15 protein-coding genes are annotated in these 17,211 nt (G+C 72.7%); 12 read left to right on the forward strand and 3 right to left on the reverse strand.

The features are described from left to right. Positions 1 to 76 precede the first annotated feature (76 nt). The 10 genes from ACE1OC_RS20130 (at position 77) to ACE1OC_RS20175 (ending at position 12,166) form a co-directional block, all read left to right on the forward strand. The gene (locus ACE1OC_RS20130; protein WP_407838176.1) at positions 77 to 781 is read left to right on the forward strand and encodes a PadR family transcriptional regulator; all 705 of its coding nucleotides are present in this window, start codon (positions 77 to 79) and stop codon (positions 779 to 781) included. Positions 782 to 814: 33 nt separating this feature from the next. Next, positions 815 to 1,546 carry an ABC transporter ATP-binding protein gene (locus ACE1OC_RS20135; RefSeq protein ID WP_407838177.1) on the forward strand — a complete coding sequence of 244 codons (732 nt, stop codon included), beginning with the start codon at positions 815 to 817 and terminating at the stop codon, positions 1,544 to 1,546. Further along, on the forward strand, positions 1,543 to 4,392 hold the full coding sequence (locus ACE1OC_RS20140; RefSeq protein WP_407838178.1) for an FtsX-like permease family protein: 2,850 nt from the start codon (positions 1,543 to 1,545) through the stop codon (positions 4,390 to 4,392). Before ACE1OC_RS20135 ends, ACE1OC_RS20140 begins: the two co-directional genes overlap by 4 nt. A gap of 95 nt (positions 4,393 to 4,487) precedes the next feature. After that, the gene (locus ACE1OC_RS20145) at positions 4,488 to 5,027 is read left to right on the forward strand and encodes a bacterial proteasome activator family protein (protein WP_112446705.1); all 540 of its coding nucleotides are present in this window, start codon (positions 4,488 to 4,490) and stop codon (positions 5,025 to 5,027) included. A 370-nt stretch (positions 5,028 to 5,397) separates the two neighbouring features. Beyond that, entirely contained in the window at positions 5,398 to 6,297 is a 900-nt protein-coding gene (locus ACE1OC_RS20150; RefSeq protein WP_407838179.1) for an NTP transferase domain-containing protein, read from the forward strand. Beyond that, positions 6,297 to 7,640 carry a molybdopterin molybdotransferase MoeA gene (locus tag ACE1OC_RS20155; protein ID WP_407838180.1) on the forward strand — a complete coding sequence of 448 codons (1,344 nt, stop codon included), beginning with the start codon at positions 6,297 to 6,299 and terminating at the stop codon, positions 7,638 to 7,640. The genes ACE1OC_RS20150 and ACE1OC_RS20155 overlap by 1 nt, the downstream gene beginning before the upstream one ends. Then, positions 7,628 to 8,728: a potassium channel family protein gene (locus ACE1OC_RS20160; RefSeq protein WP_407838181.1), complete on the forward strand. Its 1,101-nt coding sequence runs from the start codon at positions 7,628 to 7,630 to the stop codon at positions 8,726 to 8,728. The genes ACE1OC_RS20155 and ACE1OC_RS20160 overlap by 13 nt, the downstream gene beginning before the upstream one ends. 101 nt (positions 8,729 to 8,829) lie before the next feature. After that, on the forward strand, positions 8,830 to 9,663 hold the full coding sequence (locus ACE1OC_RS20165) for an IS630 family transposase (RefSeq protein ID WP_407838182.1): 834 nt from the start codon (positions 8,830 to 8,832) through the stop codon (positions 9,661 to 9,663). A 158-nt stretch (positions 9,664 to 9,821) separates the two neighbouring features. Beyond that, entirely contained in the window at positions 9,822 to 10,832 is a 1,011-nt protein-coding gene (locus ACE1OC_RS20170) for a quinone oxidoreductase family protein (protein ID WP_407838183.1), read from the forward strand. 356 nt (positions 10,833 to 11,188) lie between these two features. After that, positions 11,189 to 12,166, forward strand: coding sequence for an NAD(P)H-quinone oxidoreductase (locus ACE1OC_RS20175; protein WP_407838184.1), 978 nt, complete (start codon positions 11,189 to 11,191; stop codon positions 12,164 to 12,166). A gap of 218 nt (positions 12,167 to 12,384) precedes the next feature. On the opposite strand, the gene ACE1OC_RS20180 is transcribed toward ACE1OC_RS20175, so the two are convergent. From ACE1OC_RS20180 to pdhA, 3 genes are read right to left on the reverse strand one after another with little or no spacing between them, the layout of a single operon-like run. After that, positions 12,385 to 13,743: a dihydrolipoamide acetyltransferase family protein gene (locus ACE1OC_RS20180; RefSeq protein ID WP_407838185.1), complete on the reverse strand. Its 1,359-nt coding sequence runs from the start codon at positions 13,741 to 13,743 to the stop codon at positions 12,385 to 12,387. Then, on the reverse strand, positions 13,743 to 14,756 hold the full coding sequence (locus ACE1OC_RS20185; protein ID WP_250738752.1) for an alpha-ketoacid dehydrogenase subunit beta: 1,014 nt from the start codon (positions 14,754 to 14,756) through the stop codon (positions 13,743 to 13,745). Before ACE1OC_RS20185 ends, ACE1OC_RS20180 begins: the two co-directional genes overlap by 1 nt. After that, positions 14,753 to 15,904 (reverse strand): pyruvate dehydrogenase (acetyl-transferring) E1 component subunit alpha, encoded by a 1,152-nt coding sequence (pdhA, locus tag ACE1OC_RS20190; RefSeq protein WP_407838186.1) that lies wholly within the window; start codon positions 15,902 to 15,904, stop codon positions 14,753 to 14,755. Before pdhA ends, ACE1OC_RS20185 begins: the two co-directional genes overlap by 4 nt. Positions 15,905 to 16,082: 178 nt before the next feature. On the opposite strand from pdhA, the gene ACE1OC_RS20195 reads away from it, so the two are divergent. Both ACE1OC_RS20195 and ACE1OC_RS20200 read left to right on the forward strand, forming a co-directional pair. Further along, complete coding sequence (locus ACE1OC_RS20195) at positions 16,083 to 16,679, forward strand: Lrp/AsnC family transcriptional regulator (RefSeq protein WP_407838187.1); 597 nt, start codon at positions 16,083 to 16,085, stop codon at positions 16,677 to 16,679. Positions 16,680 to 16,683: 4 nt separating this feature from the next. Next, on the forward strand, positions 16,684 to 17,211 hold the full coding sequence (locus ACE1OC_RS20200; protein WP_407838188.1) for a MepB family protein: 528 nt from the start codon (positions 16,684 to 16,686) through the stop codon (positions 17,209 to 17,211).

Consider the following 17,211-nt stretch of genomic DNA (forward strand, 5'->3'; position numbering starts at 1 on the left):
CGACCCCCGGGTCCCCCTTGGGACGTAGGCCCCAGGATGGTTGCGGTGAGGTACATACTCGGTATACATACTGAGTATGTCGATCCGCCACGGCCTTCTCGCCCTGCTGGAACGGGGCCCGCGGTACGGGTCTCAGCTCCGCACCGAATTCGAGTCCCGCACCGGTTCCACCTGGCCGCTCAACGTCGGGCAGGTGTACACCACGCTCGCCCGTCTGGAGCGCGACGGCCTCGTCGAGCCCGGCGGAGCGGACACCGCCGGACACACCCTGTACGCCATCACCGAGACCGGCCGCCACGAACTGCACGCCTGGTACGAGCGTCCCGTCGACCGGGCCAACCCGCCCCGGGACGAGCTCGCGATCAAGCTCGCCATGGCCGTCGGCGCACCCGGCGTGGACATCCGCGCGGTCATCCAGGCCCAGCGGCACGCCACCGTCCAGGCCATGCAGGACTACACCCGGCTCAAGGCCCAGGCGCTCGCCGCCATCGAGAGCGGGCGCTCCGGCGAGCGCGACGACATCGCCTGGCTGCTGGTCCTGGAACAGCTGATCTTCCAGACCGAGGCCGAGGCCCGCTGGCTCGACCACTGCGAGTCCCGGCTCGTACGGCTGTCCGCGCGCGGGGAGCGCGCACCGGCCGAGGCCGAACCGCCCGAGGGCCACGGCGCGGGCCACCGCCCCGCCGAACCCTCCGGGACCGCCCGGGCCACCACCGTCCCGACCACGCCCACGACCACCGACCGGTCTCTTTCCCGTACCGCCCGCACGCGGCGGGTCTGAACCACCGCTCCACGTCCCAGGGGGGAACCCTTCATGCCCGACCAGCCCGTATTGCAACTGGACCAGCTCGTCCGCACCCACGGCAGCGGCGCCACCGAGGTGCACGCCCTGCGCGGGATCAACCTCTCCGTGTACCCCGGCGAACTCGTCGCCGTCATGGGCCCCTCCGGCTCCGGCAAGTCCACCCTGCTGACCCTCGCCGGCGGACTCGACACCCCGAGCAGCGGCCGGGTGATCGTCGAGGGCACCGACATCACCACCGCGAGCCGCAAGCAGCTGGCCGCCCTGCGCCGCCGCAGCATCGGATACGTCTTCCAGGACTACAACCTGATCCCGGCGCTCACCGCCGCCGAGAACGTCTCCCTGCCGCTCGAACTCGACGGCGTCTCCGCCCGCAAGGCCCGGGTCTCCGCGCTCGCGGCCCTGGAGGAGATGAACCTCGTACAGCTCGCCGACCGCTTCCCCGACGAGATGTCCGGCGGCCAGCAGCAGCGCGTGGCCATCGCCCGCGCGCTGGTCGGCGACCGCCGCCTGGTGCTCGCCGACGAGCCGACCGGCGCCCTGGACTCCGAGACCGGGGAGTCCGTACTCGCCCTGCTGCGCTCGCGCTGCGACGCCGGAGCGGCCGGCATCCTGGTCACCCACGAGCCGCGCTTCGCCGCATGGGCCGACCGCGTGGTCTTCCTGCGCGACGGGAGCGTCGTCGACGAGACCCTGCGCAGCCAGGCCGACTCCCTGCTCTCCGGGCAGGCGGCCGCTCAGTGATCTCCTCGTACCACTCCTGGATCGCGGCGATCCGGATAGCCCGCCGCGACGCCTGGCGCTCCAAGGGCCGCAGTGCCCTCGTCCTGGCCATGATCGCCCTGCCGATCGTCGGCGTGAGCGCCGTCGACCTCACCATCCGCAGCTCGGAGCTCTCCCCCGAGCAGCGCGCCGTACGGGTGCTCGGCGCCGCCGACGCCAAGGTGCGCGACCCCCACATGGGCACGCCCATCTACCAGTCCCCCGACGCGCAGAGCTACGCCCCCGTCGGCGGATACGACGACTACCAGCCGAGCGCCGGCGGCCCCGACCGGGCCGCCGCCGCGCCGCAGCTCCCGGCCGGATCCCAGTCCGTCAAGGACAGCATCTCCTACGCCAAGGTCCGCACCCGGTACGGGATCCTGGACACCGAACTGCGCGAGGTGGACCCGGCGAGCCCGCTGGTCAAGGGCCTGTGGACGCTGGAGCGCGGCCGGCTGCCGCAGGGGTCGGGCGAGATCCTCGCCACCGGCGCCTTCCTGGAGGAGTCCGGGTACTTCCTCGGCTCCAGCGTGACCCCGCGCGAGTCGAAGACCTCGTACAAGATCGTCGGCGTCTACGAGCTGCCCAACGCCCTGAAGTCGGCGCAGCTCCTCGCCCCGCCCGGCACCCTGCTGGCCCCGCTCGACCGGGACCTGAAGGCCGCCGGCGGCACGGGAGTGCACCCCCAGGACGAGTACCTGGTGAAGGTCGGCGGCGAAGGTTTCACGTGGAACATGGTCAAGGAGACCAACGCCAAGCAGCGCCTCCTCGTCGAGTCCCGCGCCGTGCTGCTGAACCCGCCGGCCGACTCCGAGGTGCCGCTCTACACGGAGCAGCCCCGGGACGCCTGGCGGCCCGGCGCCATGATCGGGACCACCGAACTCGCGATCGTCTCCACCATCGTCGGCCTCGCCATGCTGGAGATCTGCCTGCTGGCCGGACCCGCCTTCGCGGTCGGCGCCCGGCGCTCGCGCCGCCAGCTCGGCCTGGTCGGCGCCAACGGCGGTGACCGGCGGCACATCCGGGCCATCGTGCTCTCCGGCGGCCTCGTCATCGGCGCCGCGGCGGCCGTCACCGGCACCGCCCTCGGCATCGCCCTCACCGTCGGGCTCCGCCCGGTGCTGGAGGGGACGATCGGCGAGCGGTTCGGCCACTTCGACGTCCGCCCGCTGGAACTCCTCGCCATCGGCCTGCTCGCCGTCCTCACCGGACTACTGGCCGCGATCGTCCCGGCCGTCAACGCCTCCCGGCAGACCGTGCTGGCCTCCCTCACTGGCCGCCGCGGCGTGCGCCGGGCCAACCGGGTGCTGCCCGTCCTCGGCCTGATCGCCATCGCGGGCGGAGCCGCCATCGCCCTGTTCGGCTCCGTCTCCAAGATGGGCGCCACCGTCGTCGCCGGCGGCAGCGCCATCGCCGAGCTCGGCGTCGTCGCCCTCACCCCCACCCTGGTCGGCCTGTTCGGCCGGGCCGGCCGGTGGCTGCCGCTGTCGCCCCGCCTCGCGCTGCGCGACGCCGTCCGCAACCGGGGGCGTACGGCACCGGCCGTGGCCGCCGTGCTGGCCGCCGTCGCCGGCACCGTCGCCGTGGCCACGTACCAGCACAGCAAGGAGATCCAGGCCCGGCACGAGTACGTCGCCAGCCTGCCCTTCGGCGCCGGGCTGATCGAGACCAACGAGTTCACGGCGTACCGGGACGTGCCCGCGATGCGCGAGACCCTGTCGAAGGAACTCCCGGTGGCCGTACGGGCCGACGTGGATCGTCCCGTCGTCGGCAAGCCGGGCTGCGCCCCGTGGGGCGACAGCCCCGACTGCGGACGGGCCGAGATCATCATCCCGAAGGCGCAGCGCTGCCCGCTCTACGGGGCCGAGAACGGCCCGAGTTCGTTCACGCTGGCCCAGCGCAAGGAGCTGCGCAACGACTGGCGCTGTCAGGAGGGCCGCTTCGGGGTCCAGAACTCCCTGGTCGTCGCCGACGAGAAGCTGCTGTCCGTCCTGGCCGTCGAGGACCCGGGCGCGGTGGCCGCGCTGAAGGCGGGCAAGGCCGTCTCCTTCAAGAAGCAGAACGTGCTCGCGGACAAGGTCACCGTCCGGCTGATCATGGGACGGGCCGAGCCCGCCCCCGGGTCCGCCCCCGATGAGCCGGCACCCGGCCAGGACAAGGTCTTCGCCGCGTACCAGGTACCGGAGTCGGTGAAGGGCTACGGCGTGGAGCTGGTGCTGCCGCCCGCCGCCGCGAAGAGCGCCGGGATCGCATCCGTCCCCTTCGGCTCGTACTTCACCCTCGACGGGGGCGCGAGCTCCGAGCAGCGCCAGCGGCTCGCAGGGGCCCTCGACAAGCTGGGCATGGACACGAACGTGCGGATCGAGAAGGGCTACGAGGGCGGCGACAGCCTCGTCATGCTCGTCCTGACCGTCTTCGCGGGTCTGGTCACCATCGGCGCGGCCGGCATCGCCACCGGCCTGGCCCAGGCGGACGCCGAGGGCGACCTGAAGACCCTGGCCGCCGTCGGTGCCCCGCCGCGGGTGCGGCGCACGCTCAGCGGCTTCCAGTGCGGGGTGGTCGCCCTGATGGGCGTGGTCCTCGGCTCGGCGGCCGGGATCCTGCCGGCGGTCGGGCTCCGGCTCACCGAACGGCGGGCCGCGGCCGACCTGGTCCGGAACGGCATCGAGAACGGCTTCTCGGCCGCCTCCGAGGCCGTTCCGTACGTCCCGATCTCGGTGCCGTGGACCACGCTGGGCGGTCTGCTCATCGTCGTCCCGGTGGGCGCGGCCCTGCTGGCGGCCCTGGTCACCCGTTCGAGCGGAGCACTGGCCCGCCGCGAGGTCTGACGATTCCGGTACCGGTTGGTGCCCCCGCACAGGGTGGATCACGCCCGTGCGGGGGCACACCGAGTGAATACGAAGGTGTGCGAGAGAATGACGGCATGGAGATGCCGAGGAGTGAACGGTCGCAGGACAGCCCCCCGCACGGCCTGATCGTGGGGCAGGACGGGATGCCGGTCGGCGGCGCCGATGACGAGTCGCGCGAGGTCCCGGTGACGGAGATGGTCGAACAGCCCGCCAAGGTCATGCGGATCGGCAGCATGATCAAGCAACTCCTGGAAGAGGTACGCGCCGCACCTCTGGACGAGGCCAGCCGGGTCCGTCTCAAGGACATTCATGCAGCGTCGGTGAAGGAGCTGGAAGACGGCCTGGCTCCCGAACTGGTGGAGGAACTGGAGCGGCTCTCCCTTCCCTTCACGGAGGAGGCGATCCCGTCCGAGGCGGAACTGCGGATCGCCCAGGCCCAGTTGGTGGGCTGGCTGGAAGGCCTGTTCCACGGCATCCAGACGGCCCTGTTCGCGCAGCAGATGGCGGCGCGGGCCCAGCTGGAACAGATGCGCCGCGCCCTCCCGCCCGGCTCCTCCCACGAGGACGACGAGGACGGCCCCCACGGCGCCGTCCGCTCGGGCCCGTACCTCTAACCCACCCCGCCCCACCCCTCCGGGGCCGCCTCCCAGCGGCCCCGGAGCCATGTCCGGGGCTCGAAGCCCGGGCACAGCCAATCCAGCCGTCGGGCGCTAGAGGCCCGGGGCCCGGGCCAATTCAGCCGTCCGGCGTTTGAGGACCGGGGTCTGGGGCGGAGCCCCAGGGGGTCCGGGCGCAGCCCGGTACCCCCTCAGCCCGTCCGGCGTTTGAGGACCGGGTCAGGGCCGGCCCTGGGAACGGTGGAAGGGCGGGTAGGGGACTTCGCCCCGCGCAGCGGCACCCCCGCAGCCGCCCCCGCGGGCCACCGGGTAAGAACCCGGTAAACGCCACAACCCATCCGGCCCCGACCCCCCGCATACTCGGGGAATGACCTACGACGCCATCGTCCTGGCGGGCGGCGCCGCAAGGCGACTGGGCGGAGCCGACAAACCGGGCCTCCTGGTCGGCGGCCGCCCCCTCCTCGACCGCGTCCTGGACGCCTGCGCAGACGCCCGCACCACCGTCGTCGTGGCCGGCCGCAGGCCCACCGCCCGGCCCGTGCAGTGGGCCCGGGAGGACCCCCCCGGCGGCGGCCCCCTCGCCGCGCTGGACGCCGGGCTGCGGCACACCACCGCCCCGCTGGTCCTCGTACTCTCCGCCGATCTGCCGTTCCTGGACCAGGACACCGTCGGCTCCCTGCTCCGAACCCTCGACGCGCCCGAACACCACGCCCGGGACGGAGCCCTGCTCAGGGACCCGGGCGGCCGCGACCAGCCCCTGGTCGCCGCCTACCGCGCCGAGCCCCTGCGCAGGGAAATCGCCCTGCTGGCCACCGAACACGGCTCCGTGAACGGCCTCCCCCTGCGCGCCCTCACCGCCGAACTCGACCTCACCCCGGTCACCGCGGCTGCGCCACTCGCCTCCTTCGACTGCGACACCTGGGACGATCTCGCCGCCGCCCGCGCCCGAATCAGAGAGCATGGAACCGTGCTGGAGCAATGGATCACCGCCGTCAAGAACGAGCTGGGCATCGACGTCGCCGTCGACACCAAGACCCTGCTCGACCTCGCCCGTGACGCCGCGCACGGCGTCGCCCGGCCCGCCGCCCCGCTGACGACCTTCCTCGTCGGCTACGCGGCGGCCCACGCCGAAGCCACCGGGGCCGACCCCGCGCAGGCCGTGGCCGAGGCCTCCCGCAAGGCCTCCGAACTGGCCCTGCGCTGGGCCGCGGAAGGCGAGGCCGCCGAAGCCCCGGGAGCCACCGGCCCCGAAGCGACCGACTCCTGATGACCGCCGACCCCGGCACCGACGCCGACCGCGACCTCGACCAGGCCCTCGCCCTGGTCAGCCGCGCCCCCCGTTCCGACGCCGCAGGCGGCATTGGTGGCACCGGCGGAACCGGCGGCGGTCACCGCGCCGCGCCCTGGCACCGGGCCCGGGAGACCTCCACCCGTGCCGGTTCGGCCGTCCGCGGCCGCACCCACCGGGTCCCCCTGGCGGCCGCCCTCGGCGAGGTGCTGGACGCGCCGCTCGACGCCCTGGGCGACCTGCCGTCCTTCGACACCTCCGCGATGGACGGCTGGGCCGTCGCCGGGCCCGGCCCCTGGAGCATCCGCCCCGGCGAGAGCGCACTGGCCGGGAGCGAGCGCCCCGCGCCCCTCGCGGACGGCGAGGCCGTACGGATCGCCACCGGCGCCCGGATCCCCGCGGACACCACCGCCGTGATCCGCAGCGAGCACTCCCGCGAGGCCGGCACCCTGCTGTACGCCGAACGTCCCGTCGCCACCGGCCAGGACATCCGCCCGCGCGGCCAGGAATGCCGCTCCGGCGACCTGTTGCTGCCGGCGGGCTCCCTGGTGACCCCGGCCGTCCTCGGCCTCGCCGCGGCCGCCGGGTACGACGAGCTCACCACCCGCCCCCGGCCGCGCGTGGAGATCCTGGTCCTCGGCGACGAACTGCTCACCGAGGGGCCCCCGCACGACGGACTCATCCGCGACGCCCTGAGCCCCATGCTGGGCCCCTGGCTGACCCGGCTCGGCGCCGAGGTCATCTCCGTCCGGCGGCTCGGCGACGACCCGGCGGGCGCCGAAGCACTGCTGGCGGCCGTCACCGGCTCCGCCGCCGACGTGGTCATCACCACCGGCGGCACCGCCTCCGGCCCCGTCGACCACGTCCACCCCGTGCTCGCCAAGGCCGGCGCCGAACTGCTCGTCGACGGCGTGGCCGTTCGCCCCGGGCATCCGATGCTGCTGGCCCGCATCGGCGGCGGGGCCGCCGGACAGGACCCGGTCCGCCACCTGGTGGGGCTGCCCGGCAACCCGCTGGCCGCCGTCTCCGGGCTGCTCACCCTCGCCGAACCCCTGCTGCGGGCCCTCGCCGGACGGCGCCCGCGCCCCCGGTACGTGGTGCCCGTGGAAGGCGACGTACCGGGTCACCCGCACGACACCCGGCTCGTACCGGTCCTGCTGACCGAGGACCACGCCGTACCGCTGCGCTACAACGGGCCGGCGATGCTGCGCGGGGTGGCCGCCGCCGACGCGCTGGCCGTCGTACCGCCGAACGGGGCGCGGTCCGGACAGGAGTTGGAGATCCTCGATCTCCCGTGGGCCTCAGGGGGATGTTTCACGTGAAACTTCACGGCTCCGACGCGATGGCACGCGGCGCCGACGAGAAGCTCGTCTCGCGCCGCATCAAACTGCCCAAGCGCATCGTCGAAAAACCGCTCCGTCAGGTCACGCGCCGCCTGCTGATGGCGCTGTTCGTCATGGCCCTGACGGTCCTGATCGTGTGGATCGACCGCGCGGGCTACCACGACAACGCCAACAACAAGGTCGACTTCCTCGACTGCGTCTACTACGCGACCGTCACGCTGTCGACCACCGGCTACGGCGACATCGTCCCGTACAGCGACAGCGCGCGGCTGGTCAACGTCCTGCTGATCACCCCGCTGCGCGTGCTGTTCCTGATCATCCTGGTCGGCACCACCCTGGAAGTCCTCACCGAACGCACCAGGGAAGAGTGGCGGCTCAGCCGCTGGAGGAAGAACTTGCGTGACCACACGGTCGTCGTCGGCTTCGGCACCAAGGGCCGCTCCGCCCTGCAGACCCTGCTGGCCACCGGCCTCAGCAAGGAGCAGGTCGTCATCGTCGATCCCAGTGCCAAGGTGATCGACATCGCCAACGCGGAGGGGTTCACGGGGGTCGTCGGCGATGCCACGCGCTCCGACGTCCTGCTGCGCGCCGAGATCCAGAAGGCCCGTCAGATCGTCATCGCGACACAGCGCGACGACACCGCGGTCCTGGTCACCCTGACGGCCCGCCAGCTCAACCGCGGCGCGAAGATCGTGGCGGCCGTCCGGGAAGAGGAGAACGCACCGCTGCTGAAGCAGTCGGGCGCCGACGCGGTCATCACGAGCGCGAGCGCGGCGGGCCGGCTGCTCGGCCTCTCGGTGCTCAGCCCGAGCGCGGGCACGGTGATGGAGGACCTCATCCAGCAGGGCAGCGGGCTCGACCTGATCGAGCGTCCGGTGAACCGCGCGGAGGTCGGCAAATCGGTCCGGGACACCGACGACCTGGTCGTCAGCGTCCTGCGCGGCCACCGCCTGCTCCCGTACGACGATCCGCACGCGAGCCCCTTGCAACTGACGGACCGCGTCATCACCATCGTCCGCGCGGCCCCGTCGGCCACGCCGCCGGTGGTCCTGGGTTCGGCGGACTAGTGATCTGGTTTTGAGGTCTGGGCTCGCCCCATGAGTCGTGTTCTGTTTCAGATCTTGGGTTCTGCCTGACGGGGCGGGTTTCGGTCCGGTGTCCTGACGGGATGGGCGATAACAGGCTGCCGCCAATGGTGCTGTCGGAAGCTGAGCGACTGACGTTGGAGAGCTGGGCCAGGCGCCGTTCAACTGCGCAGGGCCTGGCCCAGCGAGCGCAGATCGTGCTCGCGTGCGCACGAGGGTGGAATAACACCGTGGTCGCCGCGCGGTTGAACACAGAGCGCAAGACGGTGGCCAGATGGCGGACGCGGTTCCTGCGGGACCGCTTGAACGGCCTGTCGGACGAGCCGCGGCCGGGGGTGCCGCGGACCATCACCGACGCCCAGGTCGAAGAGGTGGTGGTCCGCACCCTCGAACAGACACCGGCGGGCGGGACACACTGGTCGAAGCGGGAGCTCGCCAAGGTCGTGGGGATCTCCCCGGCGAGCGTGCTGAGGATCTGGCATGCCTTCGGCCTGCAGCCCTGGCGGACGGAGACCTTCAAGATCTCCCCGGACCCGTTCCTGATCGACAAGATCCGCGATGTCGTCGGCCTCTACCTCGCCCCGCCGGCGAACGCGGCCGTGTTCGCGGTGGACGAGAAACCGCAGATCCAGGCCCTGGAGCGGACCACACCGGTCCTGCCGATGCTGCCCGGAGTTCCCGAGCGGCGGAGCTTCGACTACGTCCGGCATGGCACCGTCGACCTGTTCGCCGAGCTGGAACGACGCTGCCTCGAACGCGGAGTGTTCTGCTCACTCGATGACCTCAAGGCCGCACTCGAAGGCTGGATCGAGGTCTGGAACGACCAGGCCAGGCCGTTCAAGTGGACCAAGACCGCCGACCAGATCCTCGACCGCATCTGCCGCTACTGCGACAGGATCTCCAAACCAGGTCACTAGGTATATCGCCTCGTTGGTTCTCGTCCGCGTGGATCTCGCTCTAGGCGAGGCGGGCTGGACTGCGTCCCGGGAATCGGATCGCCGTCAACGGGGTTGGTGGCGATGAGCCGTCAATCGCCATCAACGGGGTTGGTGGGGGATGCCGTTATTGGAGAGTCATGCGAGCGATTCAGGTGTACGAAGTGGGCGGTCCCGAGGTGCTGCAGGAGGCCGAGGTGGACCAGCCGCGGCCGGGTCCGGGCGAGGCGGTCGTGGAGGTCGCCGCATCCGGGGTCAACTTCCTCGACGTCTACCACCGCGAAGGCCGGTACAGCCTCCCGCTGCCCTTCACCCCGGGCTCCGAGGGCGCCGGCACGGTCGTCGAAGTCGGACCCGGCGTCGCTGACGTCGCAGTCGGGGACCGGGTCGGTTGGGTGGAGATTCCCGGCACGTATGCCGAGCGGGCCGTCGTGGACTCCTCCCGGCTGGTGCCGCTGCCCGACGACATCGGCTTCGAGACAGCCGCCGCCGTGCTCCTCCAAGGCATGACCGCGCACTATCTCGTCAAGGACGCCTACCCGGTTCAGGGGGGCGACACGGTGCTCGTGCATGCGGCCGCCGGTGGCATGGGGCTGCTTTTGACCCAGCTCATCACCCATCTCGGCGGCAGGGTGATCGGCACGACGTCGACCCCGGCGAAGGCCGAGCTGGCGAAGCGTGCCGGGGCCGCCGAGGTGATCCTTTCCTCCGCAGTCGACGATCTCGCAGCCGAGGTGAGGCGGCTCAACGGCGGTCAGGGACTGCCGGTTGTCTTCGACGGCGTCGGCGCGCACACCTTCGATGCGAGCCTCGCCAGCCTGCGAACCCGCGGCCATCTCGTGCTCTTCGGCGCGGCAAGTGGTGCCGTGCCGCCGTTCGATCCGATTCGGCTCGCCCACGGCGGTTCGCTGACCCTGATCCGGCCCAGCCTCGGGGACTTCATCGCCGATCGGTCCGAACTGCTCCGACGGGCCGCCGATGTGTTCGAGTGGGTGCGCTCCAAGGCGCTTGAGGTCACCGTGACGGGCCGCTACGCATTGTCCGAGGCCGCCCGGGCCCACAGCGATCTGGAGGCTCGGCGTACCACCGGCAAGCTGCTCGTCGTACCCGATGCGGCCGCTATCGGACGCCGCGAGGAGACGCAGAGCTGATCGCGGGTGACGAGGTCGGGGATCTTGGATACCGAGATGTCGAGGGCAGGGCCGACCGCCATCGCCAAGATCCCGACCTGGCTCACCCGTCCACGACCTCCCGGGACAGAACAACTGGGACGCCCCTAACGCGCCCCCAGCAACGTGACCTTGAGGACCACGAAGCCGGCGTCTCCGTGTCCAGGGTTCCTCCGGGCTCCTGGGGTTCGAGGGCGACGATCCGCCCGCCGTTGTCCGCCCACACCGTGCTGGAGTCGCGGTAGAAGTCCAGTGCATCGGAACGGCGTTCGGCGCGGTCGGGGCCACGGTGACGTACACGGTCTCGGTCGGGGCAGTCCGCGCGGTAGCCTCCGGCCATGCATGCGATCACCATCGAACAGCCCGGCGGCCCCGAGGCCCTGGTGTGGGCCGACGCACCCGACCCGGTGGCCGGCGACGGAGAGGTCCTCGTCGAGGTGGCGGCAAGTGCCGTGAACCGCGCCGACGTCCTGCAGCGGCAGGGCTTCTACAACCCTCCGCCCGGCGCCTCGCCCCATCCCGGCCTGGAGTGCTCCGGGCGGATCACCGCGATCGGGGCCGGGGTGTCCGGCTGGTCCGTCGGCGACGAGGTGTGCGCGCTGCTCTCCGGCGGCGGGTACGCGCAGCGGGTGGCCGTCCCGGCGGGCCAACTGCTTCCGGTACCGGCCGGCGTGGACCTGGTCACGGCGGCGGCCCTGCCGGAGGTCGTCTCCACGGTCTGGTCGAACGTGTTCATGGTGGCCGGGCTGCGCCCGGGCGAAACCCTGCTGGTGCACGGCGGATCGAGCGGCATCGGGACGATGGCGATCCAGCTGGCGAAGGCCGTGGGTGCGCGGGTCGCGGTCACGGCGGGCGGCAAGGAGAAGCTGGCCCGCTGCGCCGAGCTCGGCGCCGACATCCTGATCGACTACCGCGAACAGGACTTCGTGGAGGAGATCCGTGCGGCCACGGACGGCGCCGGGGCGGACGTGATCCTGGACATCATGGGCGCGAAGTACCTGACCCGGAACGTGGACGCACTGGCCGTGAACGGCCGCCTCGCGATCATCGGACTCCAGGGCGGGGTCAAGGCGGAGCTCAACCTGGCCGCCCTGCTGGCGAAGCGTGCGGCGATCACCGCGACCACGCTCCGGGCGCGGCCCCTGGAGGAGAAGGCCGCGATCGTCGCGGCCGTACGGGAGCACGTGTGGCCCCTGATCACGGCGGGCCGCGTCCACCCGGTGGTGCACGCGACGTACCCGATGAGCGAGGCGCCGGAGGCCCACCGCGTCCTGGAGACGAGCGCCCACGTAGGCAAACTCCTCCTGACCACCTGACCCAACCGGGGGCACCGGTGTCGCCGCTGCGCGGGGCTGGGTCCCCTACCCGCCCTTCGCCCGTTCCCCGGGGGCCAGCCCCCGGACCCCCGCTCCTCAGCCTCGCCGGCGTTTGAGGCGCGGGGTCCGGGGCGGAGCCCCGGGGAACGGGCGAAGGGCGGGTAGGGGACCCGGCCCCGCAGGGCCCAGCCACCCGCACCCGCCCCACCCCCACAGAGCTACAGGCTGCGCAGCAGTACCGAGGGCGACTCGACGCAGTCGGCGACGTACCGCAGGAAGCCGCCCGCGGTCCCGCCGTCACACACCCGGTGATCGAACGTCAGGGACAACTGCACGACCTGCCGGACCGCCAACTCCCCCTGATGCACCCACGGCTTCGGAATGATCCGCCCCACACCGAGCATCGCCGCCTCGGGGTGGTTGATGATCGGCGTGGAGCCGTCCACCCCGAACACCCCGTAGTTGTTCAGGGTGAAGGTGCCTCCGGTGAGATCGGCCGGCGCCAGCTTCCCCGCCCGGGCCAGCTCGGTGAGCCGTGCGAACTCCGCCGACAGCGACTCCGCACTGCGCGCCTGCGCGTCCCGGACCACCGGAACCATCAGGCCCCGCTCCGTCTGCGCGGCGAAGCCCAGGTGCACGGCGGGCAGCCGGACGATCTCGTTCGCCGCGAGGTCCACCGTGGAGTTGAGCTCCGGGTGGCGGGCCAGCGCCGCCGTGCAGATCCGGGCGAGCAGCGCGAGCACGGAGATCTTGGGGCCGCCCGCGGCGTTCATCGCCGCGCGGGCCGCCATCAGCTCGGTGGCGTCCGCGTCGACCCAGCAGGTGGCGTCCGGGATCTCGCGCCGGCTGCGCGACAGCTTGTCCGCGACCGCCCCGCGCACCCCCTTGAGGGGGATCCGCGTGGCGCCCACCGGCGCGGCGGGGACTGGGACGGCGGCAGGGGCCACGGCCACCGGAGCCTGCGCCGGTGCGCGCAGCGCCTCCTCGACGTCCGCGCGCAGGATCAGGCCCTCGGGCCCCGATCCGCGCAGGGCGCGCAGATCCACCCCGTGGTCCCGGGCCAGCTTGCGCACCAGCGGCGAGATGACGGGTACCGGCCCGGCGACGACGGCCGGTGCGGTGGCCGCCGGTGCCGTGACGGCAGATGCCGTGACCACCGCGACCGCGGCCGGAGCCGGAGCCGCGGGAGCCCCCGGCGCGGCGGAGCCGGGTCGCACCCGCCTCCGACGCGCCGGACGTGAATCGTCCGAGCCGTAACCGATCAAGGGCCGGGGCGCGTTCGCGGAGTCCTGGGCCCCCTCGGGGGCGACGGCACCGGCCGGGGCGCACTCAACGCCCACGGCCACGGTGATCAGCGGGGCTCCGACGGGCAGTTCCGTCCCCTCCTCGCCGAAGCGGGCGGTGACCACGCCCCCGTACGGGCAGGGCACCTCGACCATCGCCTTGGCCGTCTCGACCTCGACGACGGGCTGGTCGATGGCGACGACGTCGCCGACGGCCACCAGCCAGCGGACGATCTCCGCCTCGGTCAGCCCCTCCCCCAGGTCCGGCAGCTTGAACTCCATGACCTGCGGCATCAGTTCTCCCACTGCAGACGGGCCACGGTGTCCAGGATCCGGTCCACGCCGGGCAGGTGGTGCTTCTCCAGCATCGGCGGCGGATACGGGATGTCGAAGCCGGTGACGCGCAGCACGGGGGCCTCCAGGTGGTGGAAGCACCGCTCCGTGATCCGGGCGGCGATCTCCGCGCCCGGTCCGCCGAAGCCGCCGGACTCGTGGACCACCACCGCGCGCCCGGTCCGGCGTACGGAGGCCACGACGGTCTCCTCGTCGAAGGGGACCAGCGAGCGGAGGTCCACGACCTCCAGGTCCCAGCCCTCCTCGCGGGCCGCCTCGGCCGCCTCCAGGCACACCGGCAGCGAGGGCCCGTAGGTGATCAGGGTCGCGCTCGTGCCGGTCCGCCGGACGAGCGCCTTGCCGATCCCGGGAACCGCCGCGGGCGCCTCGGGCGACCAGTCGGCCTTGGACCAGTACAGCCGCTTCGGCTCCAGGAAGATCACCGGGTCGTCGCTGGCGATCGAGGCGCGCAGCAGTCCGTACGCGTCCTCGACGGTCGCCGGGGTCACGACGGTGAGCCCGGGTGTGGCCACGTAGTAGGCCTCGGAGGAGTCGCAGTGGTGCTCCACCCCGCCGATCCCGCCGCCGTACGGCACCCGGATGGTGATCGGCAGCGGCATCGCGCCCCGCGTGCGGTTGCGCATCTTGGCCACGTGCGAGATCAGCTGCTCGAAGGCCGGGTACGCGAAGGCGTCGAACTGCATCTCCACGACCGGCCGCAGCCCGTACATGGCCATGCCGACGGCCGCGCCGAGTATGCCGGCCTCGGCGAGCGGGGTGTCGGTACAGCGGTCCTCGCCGAACTCCTTCGCGAGGCCGTCCGTGATGCGGAAGACCCCGCCGAGCGCCCCGACGTCCTCGCCCATGACGTGGACGGCCGGGTCCTCGGCCATCGCGTCGCGCATCGCCCGGTTCAGGGCCTGGGCCATGGTCGCCGGCTTGGTGATCGCCGGCTTCACCGCCACCGTGGTCATGATCCGTCCCCCTCTTCGTGCTCGGCCGCGTCCAGCTCGGCACGGAGCATGGCCGCCTGTTCGCGCAGCCGGCCGGTCTGCTCCGCGTAGACGTGGGCGAAGAGGTCCATCGGGTCGAGCACGGGCTCCGCGTTCATCCCGTCCCTCAGTGCCGCCGCCATCGCCTCGGCCGCGTCCTTGGCGTCCTGGATGCCCGCCTCGTCCAGCAGACCGCGCGCGGTCAGCTCGCGCTCCAGGAGCTCGATCGGGTCGTGCGCCTTCCACGCCTCGACCTCGGCGTCGCCCCGGTAGCGGGTGGCGTCGTCGGCGTTGGTGTGGGCCTCGATGCGGTACGTGACCGCTTCGATCATGGTCGGTCCGCCGCCGGACCGGGCGCGCCGGACCGCTTCGGACAGCACCTCGTGCATGGCGGCGATGTCGTTGCCGTCGACGAGGCGGCCGGGCATCCCGTACCCCACGGCCTTGTGGGCCAGGGTCGGGGCGGCCGTCTGCTTGGCGAGCGGGACGGAGATCGCGAAGCCGTTGTTCTGCACGAGGAAGACGACCGGCGCCTGCCAGACGGCGGCGAAGTTCATGGCCTCGTGGAAGTCGCCCTCACTGGTGCCGCCGTCGCCGACCATGGCGAGGGCGACCACGTCGTCACCGCGCAGCCGGGCGGCGTGCGCCAGGCCGACCGCGTGCGGCAGCTGGGTGGCGAGGGGCGTCGAAAGGGGGGCTATCCGGCGCTCGCGCGGGTCGTACCCGGTGTGCCAGTCGCCGCGCAGCAGCGTCAGCGCCTCTACGGGATCCAGTCCGCGCGCCACGGCCGCGAGGGTGTCGCGGTAGCTCGGGAAGAGCCAGTCCTGCTCCTCCAGGACCATGGCTGCGGCGATCTCGCACGCTTCCTGGCCGACGGTGGAGGGATATACGGCCAGACGGCCCTGCCGGGTGAGGGCGGTGGCCTGGGCGTTGTAGCGGCGGCCGCGCACCAGCTCCGCGTAGCACCGGCGCATCAGCTCGGGGTCGAGCCGGTCGGCGGCCGGGGTGCCCAGCACCCGGTACGGCTCGGGGTCCGGGAGCAGCGGGGCGGCATCCGTACGGGGCCTCCAGGCGGGCGGCGGGGTGGAGCGGTGGGACGCACCGGCACCGGGCAGCTCTTGGACCGTCATGGCGGCGTACACCTCCTCGTGGGAAGCGGGCAGGGAGGGCCCCGGGTGTGAGGCGCCTCACCTACCGATTGTTCGGTTGTCCGGGCAATTTGGCTACAGGCGGCGCCAGGCTGTGGACAAAGTGGCGTCGACGCCCTGGTATGGGTGCAGGACGTCCAGGAGAGGCAGGCATCGGGCGATGACGGATGAACAAATGGTCGGGGCGGGTTCCGCACCGGGCTCGGCGACGCCTTCGGGGCCGGGGGGCGCACTCGGGGGCGCACCCGTACCGCCGGTAGCTCCGGGGCCGACGGCACCGCCGCGCCCGCTGGACCCGATCGACCGGTCGATCGTGCGCCTGCTCCAGGCGGACGGCCGCGCCTCGATACGCTCCGTCGCCGAGCAGGTCCACGTGTCCCGGGCCAATGCCTACGCCCGGATCAACCGGCTCATCGACGACGGGGTGATCCGCGGGTTCACCGCCCGCGTCAACCACGAACGCGCAGGTCAGGGCGCCTCCGCCTATATCACCCTGAAGATCGTCCAGAACTCCTGGCGCACGGTCCGCGAACAGCTCCGCGAGCTCCCCGGCGCGGCCCACATCGCCCTGGTCAGCGGCGATTTCGACGTCCTGCTCCTGGTCCACACCCCGGACAACCGCACCCTGCGCGAACTGGTCCTGACCCGCCTCCAGTCCATACCGGAGGTCCTCTCCACGCGCACCCTGCTGGTCTTCGAGGAAACGGACCTCCTGGCCCGCGACCCGGCCGCCGGCCCGACGATCACCGAGGACTAGCCGCATGGCCCGGACCCCCGGCCCGCACCCGGATCTGCTCGCGGCGAAGGAGCTCGTCTACGACCCCTGCGGGTTCACCTGCTCGGCGCCGGTCCCCGAGGCCGAGAGCGCCGACTACGCCGCCCACGCCTTCACCCTCGACGGGCTCGCCGTCCGGTTCCGCGCCGCCAGAACGACCCCCACCAAGGCCGGCCAGTTCGTCACGCTGTGGCAGCGGTCCCCGGGCGGGCCCATCCGGCCCTTCGACACGGCCGACCCGGTCGACCTCTTCGTCGTCGCCGCCCGCGACGGCGACCGCACCGGCCAGTTCGTCTTTCCCATGGACGCGCTGCACCGCAACGGTGTCGTATCGGCACACGGATCCGGCGGGAAGAGGGCCTTCCGCGTCTACCCGCCCTGGGTGATCGCCCCCAACCGGCAGGCCGCCGCGGCCCAGGCGTGGCAGCTCGACCACTTCCTGCCGCTGCCCTTGGCCGGGCCCGGCGCCCTGGCCCGCGCCCGCGCGCTCTACCGCCCCCGAGCCACCCCGTAG

The sequence above is a fragment of the Streptomyces stoeckheimensis genome (assembly GCF_045822005.1).
In the GTDB taxonomy this organism is placed as follows: domain Bacteria; phylum Actinomycetota; class Actinomycetes; order Streptomycetales; family Streptomycetaceae; genus Streptomyces; species Streptomyces stoeckheimensis.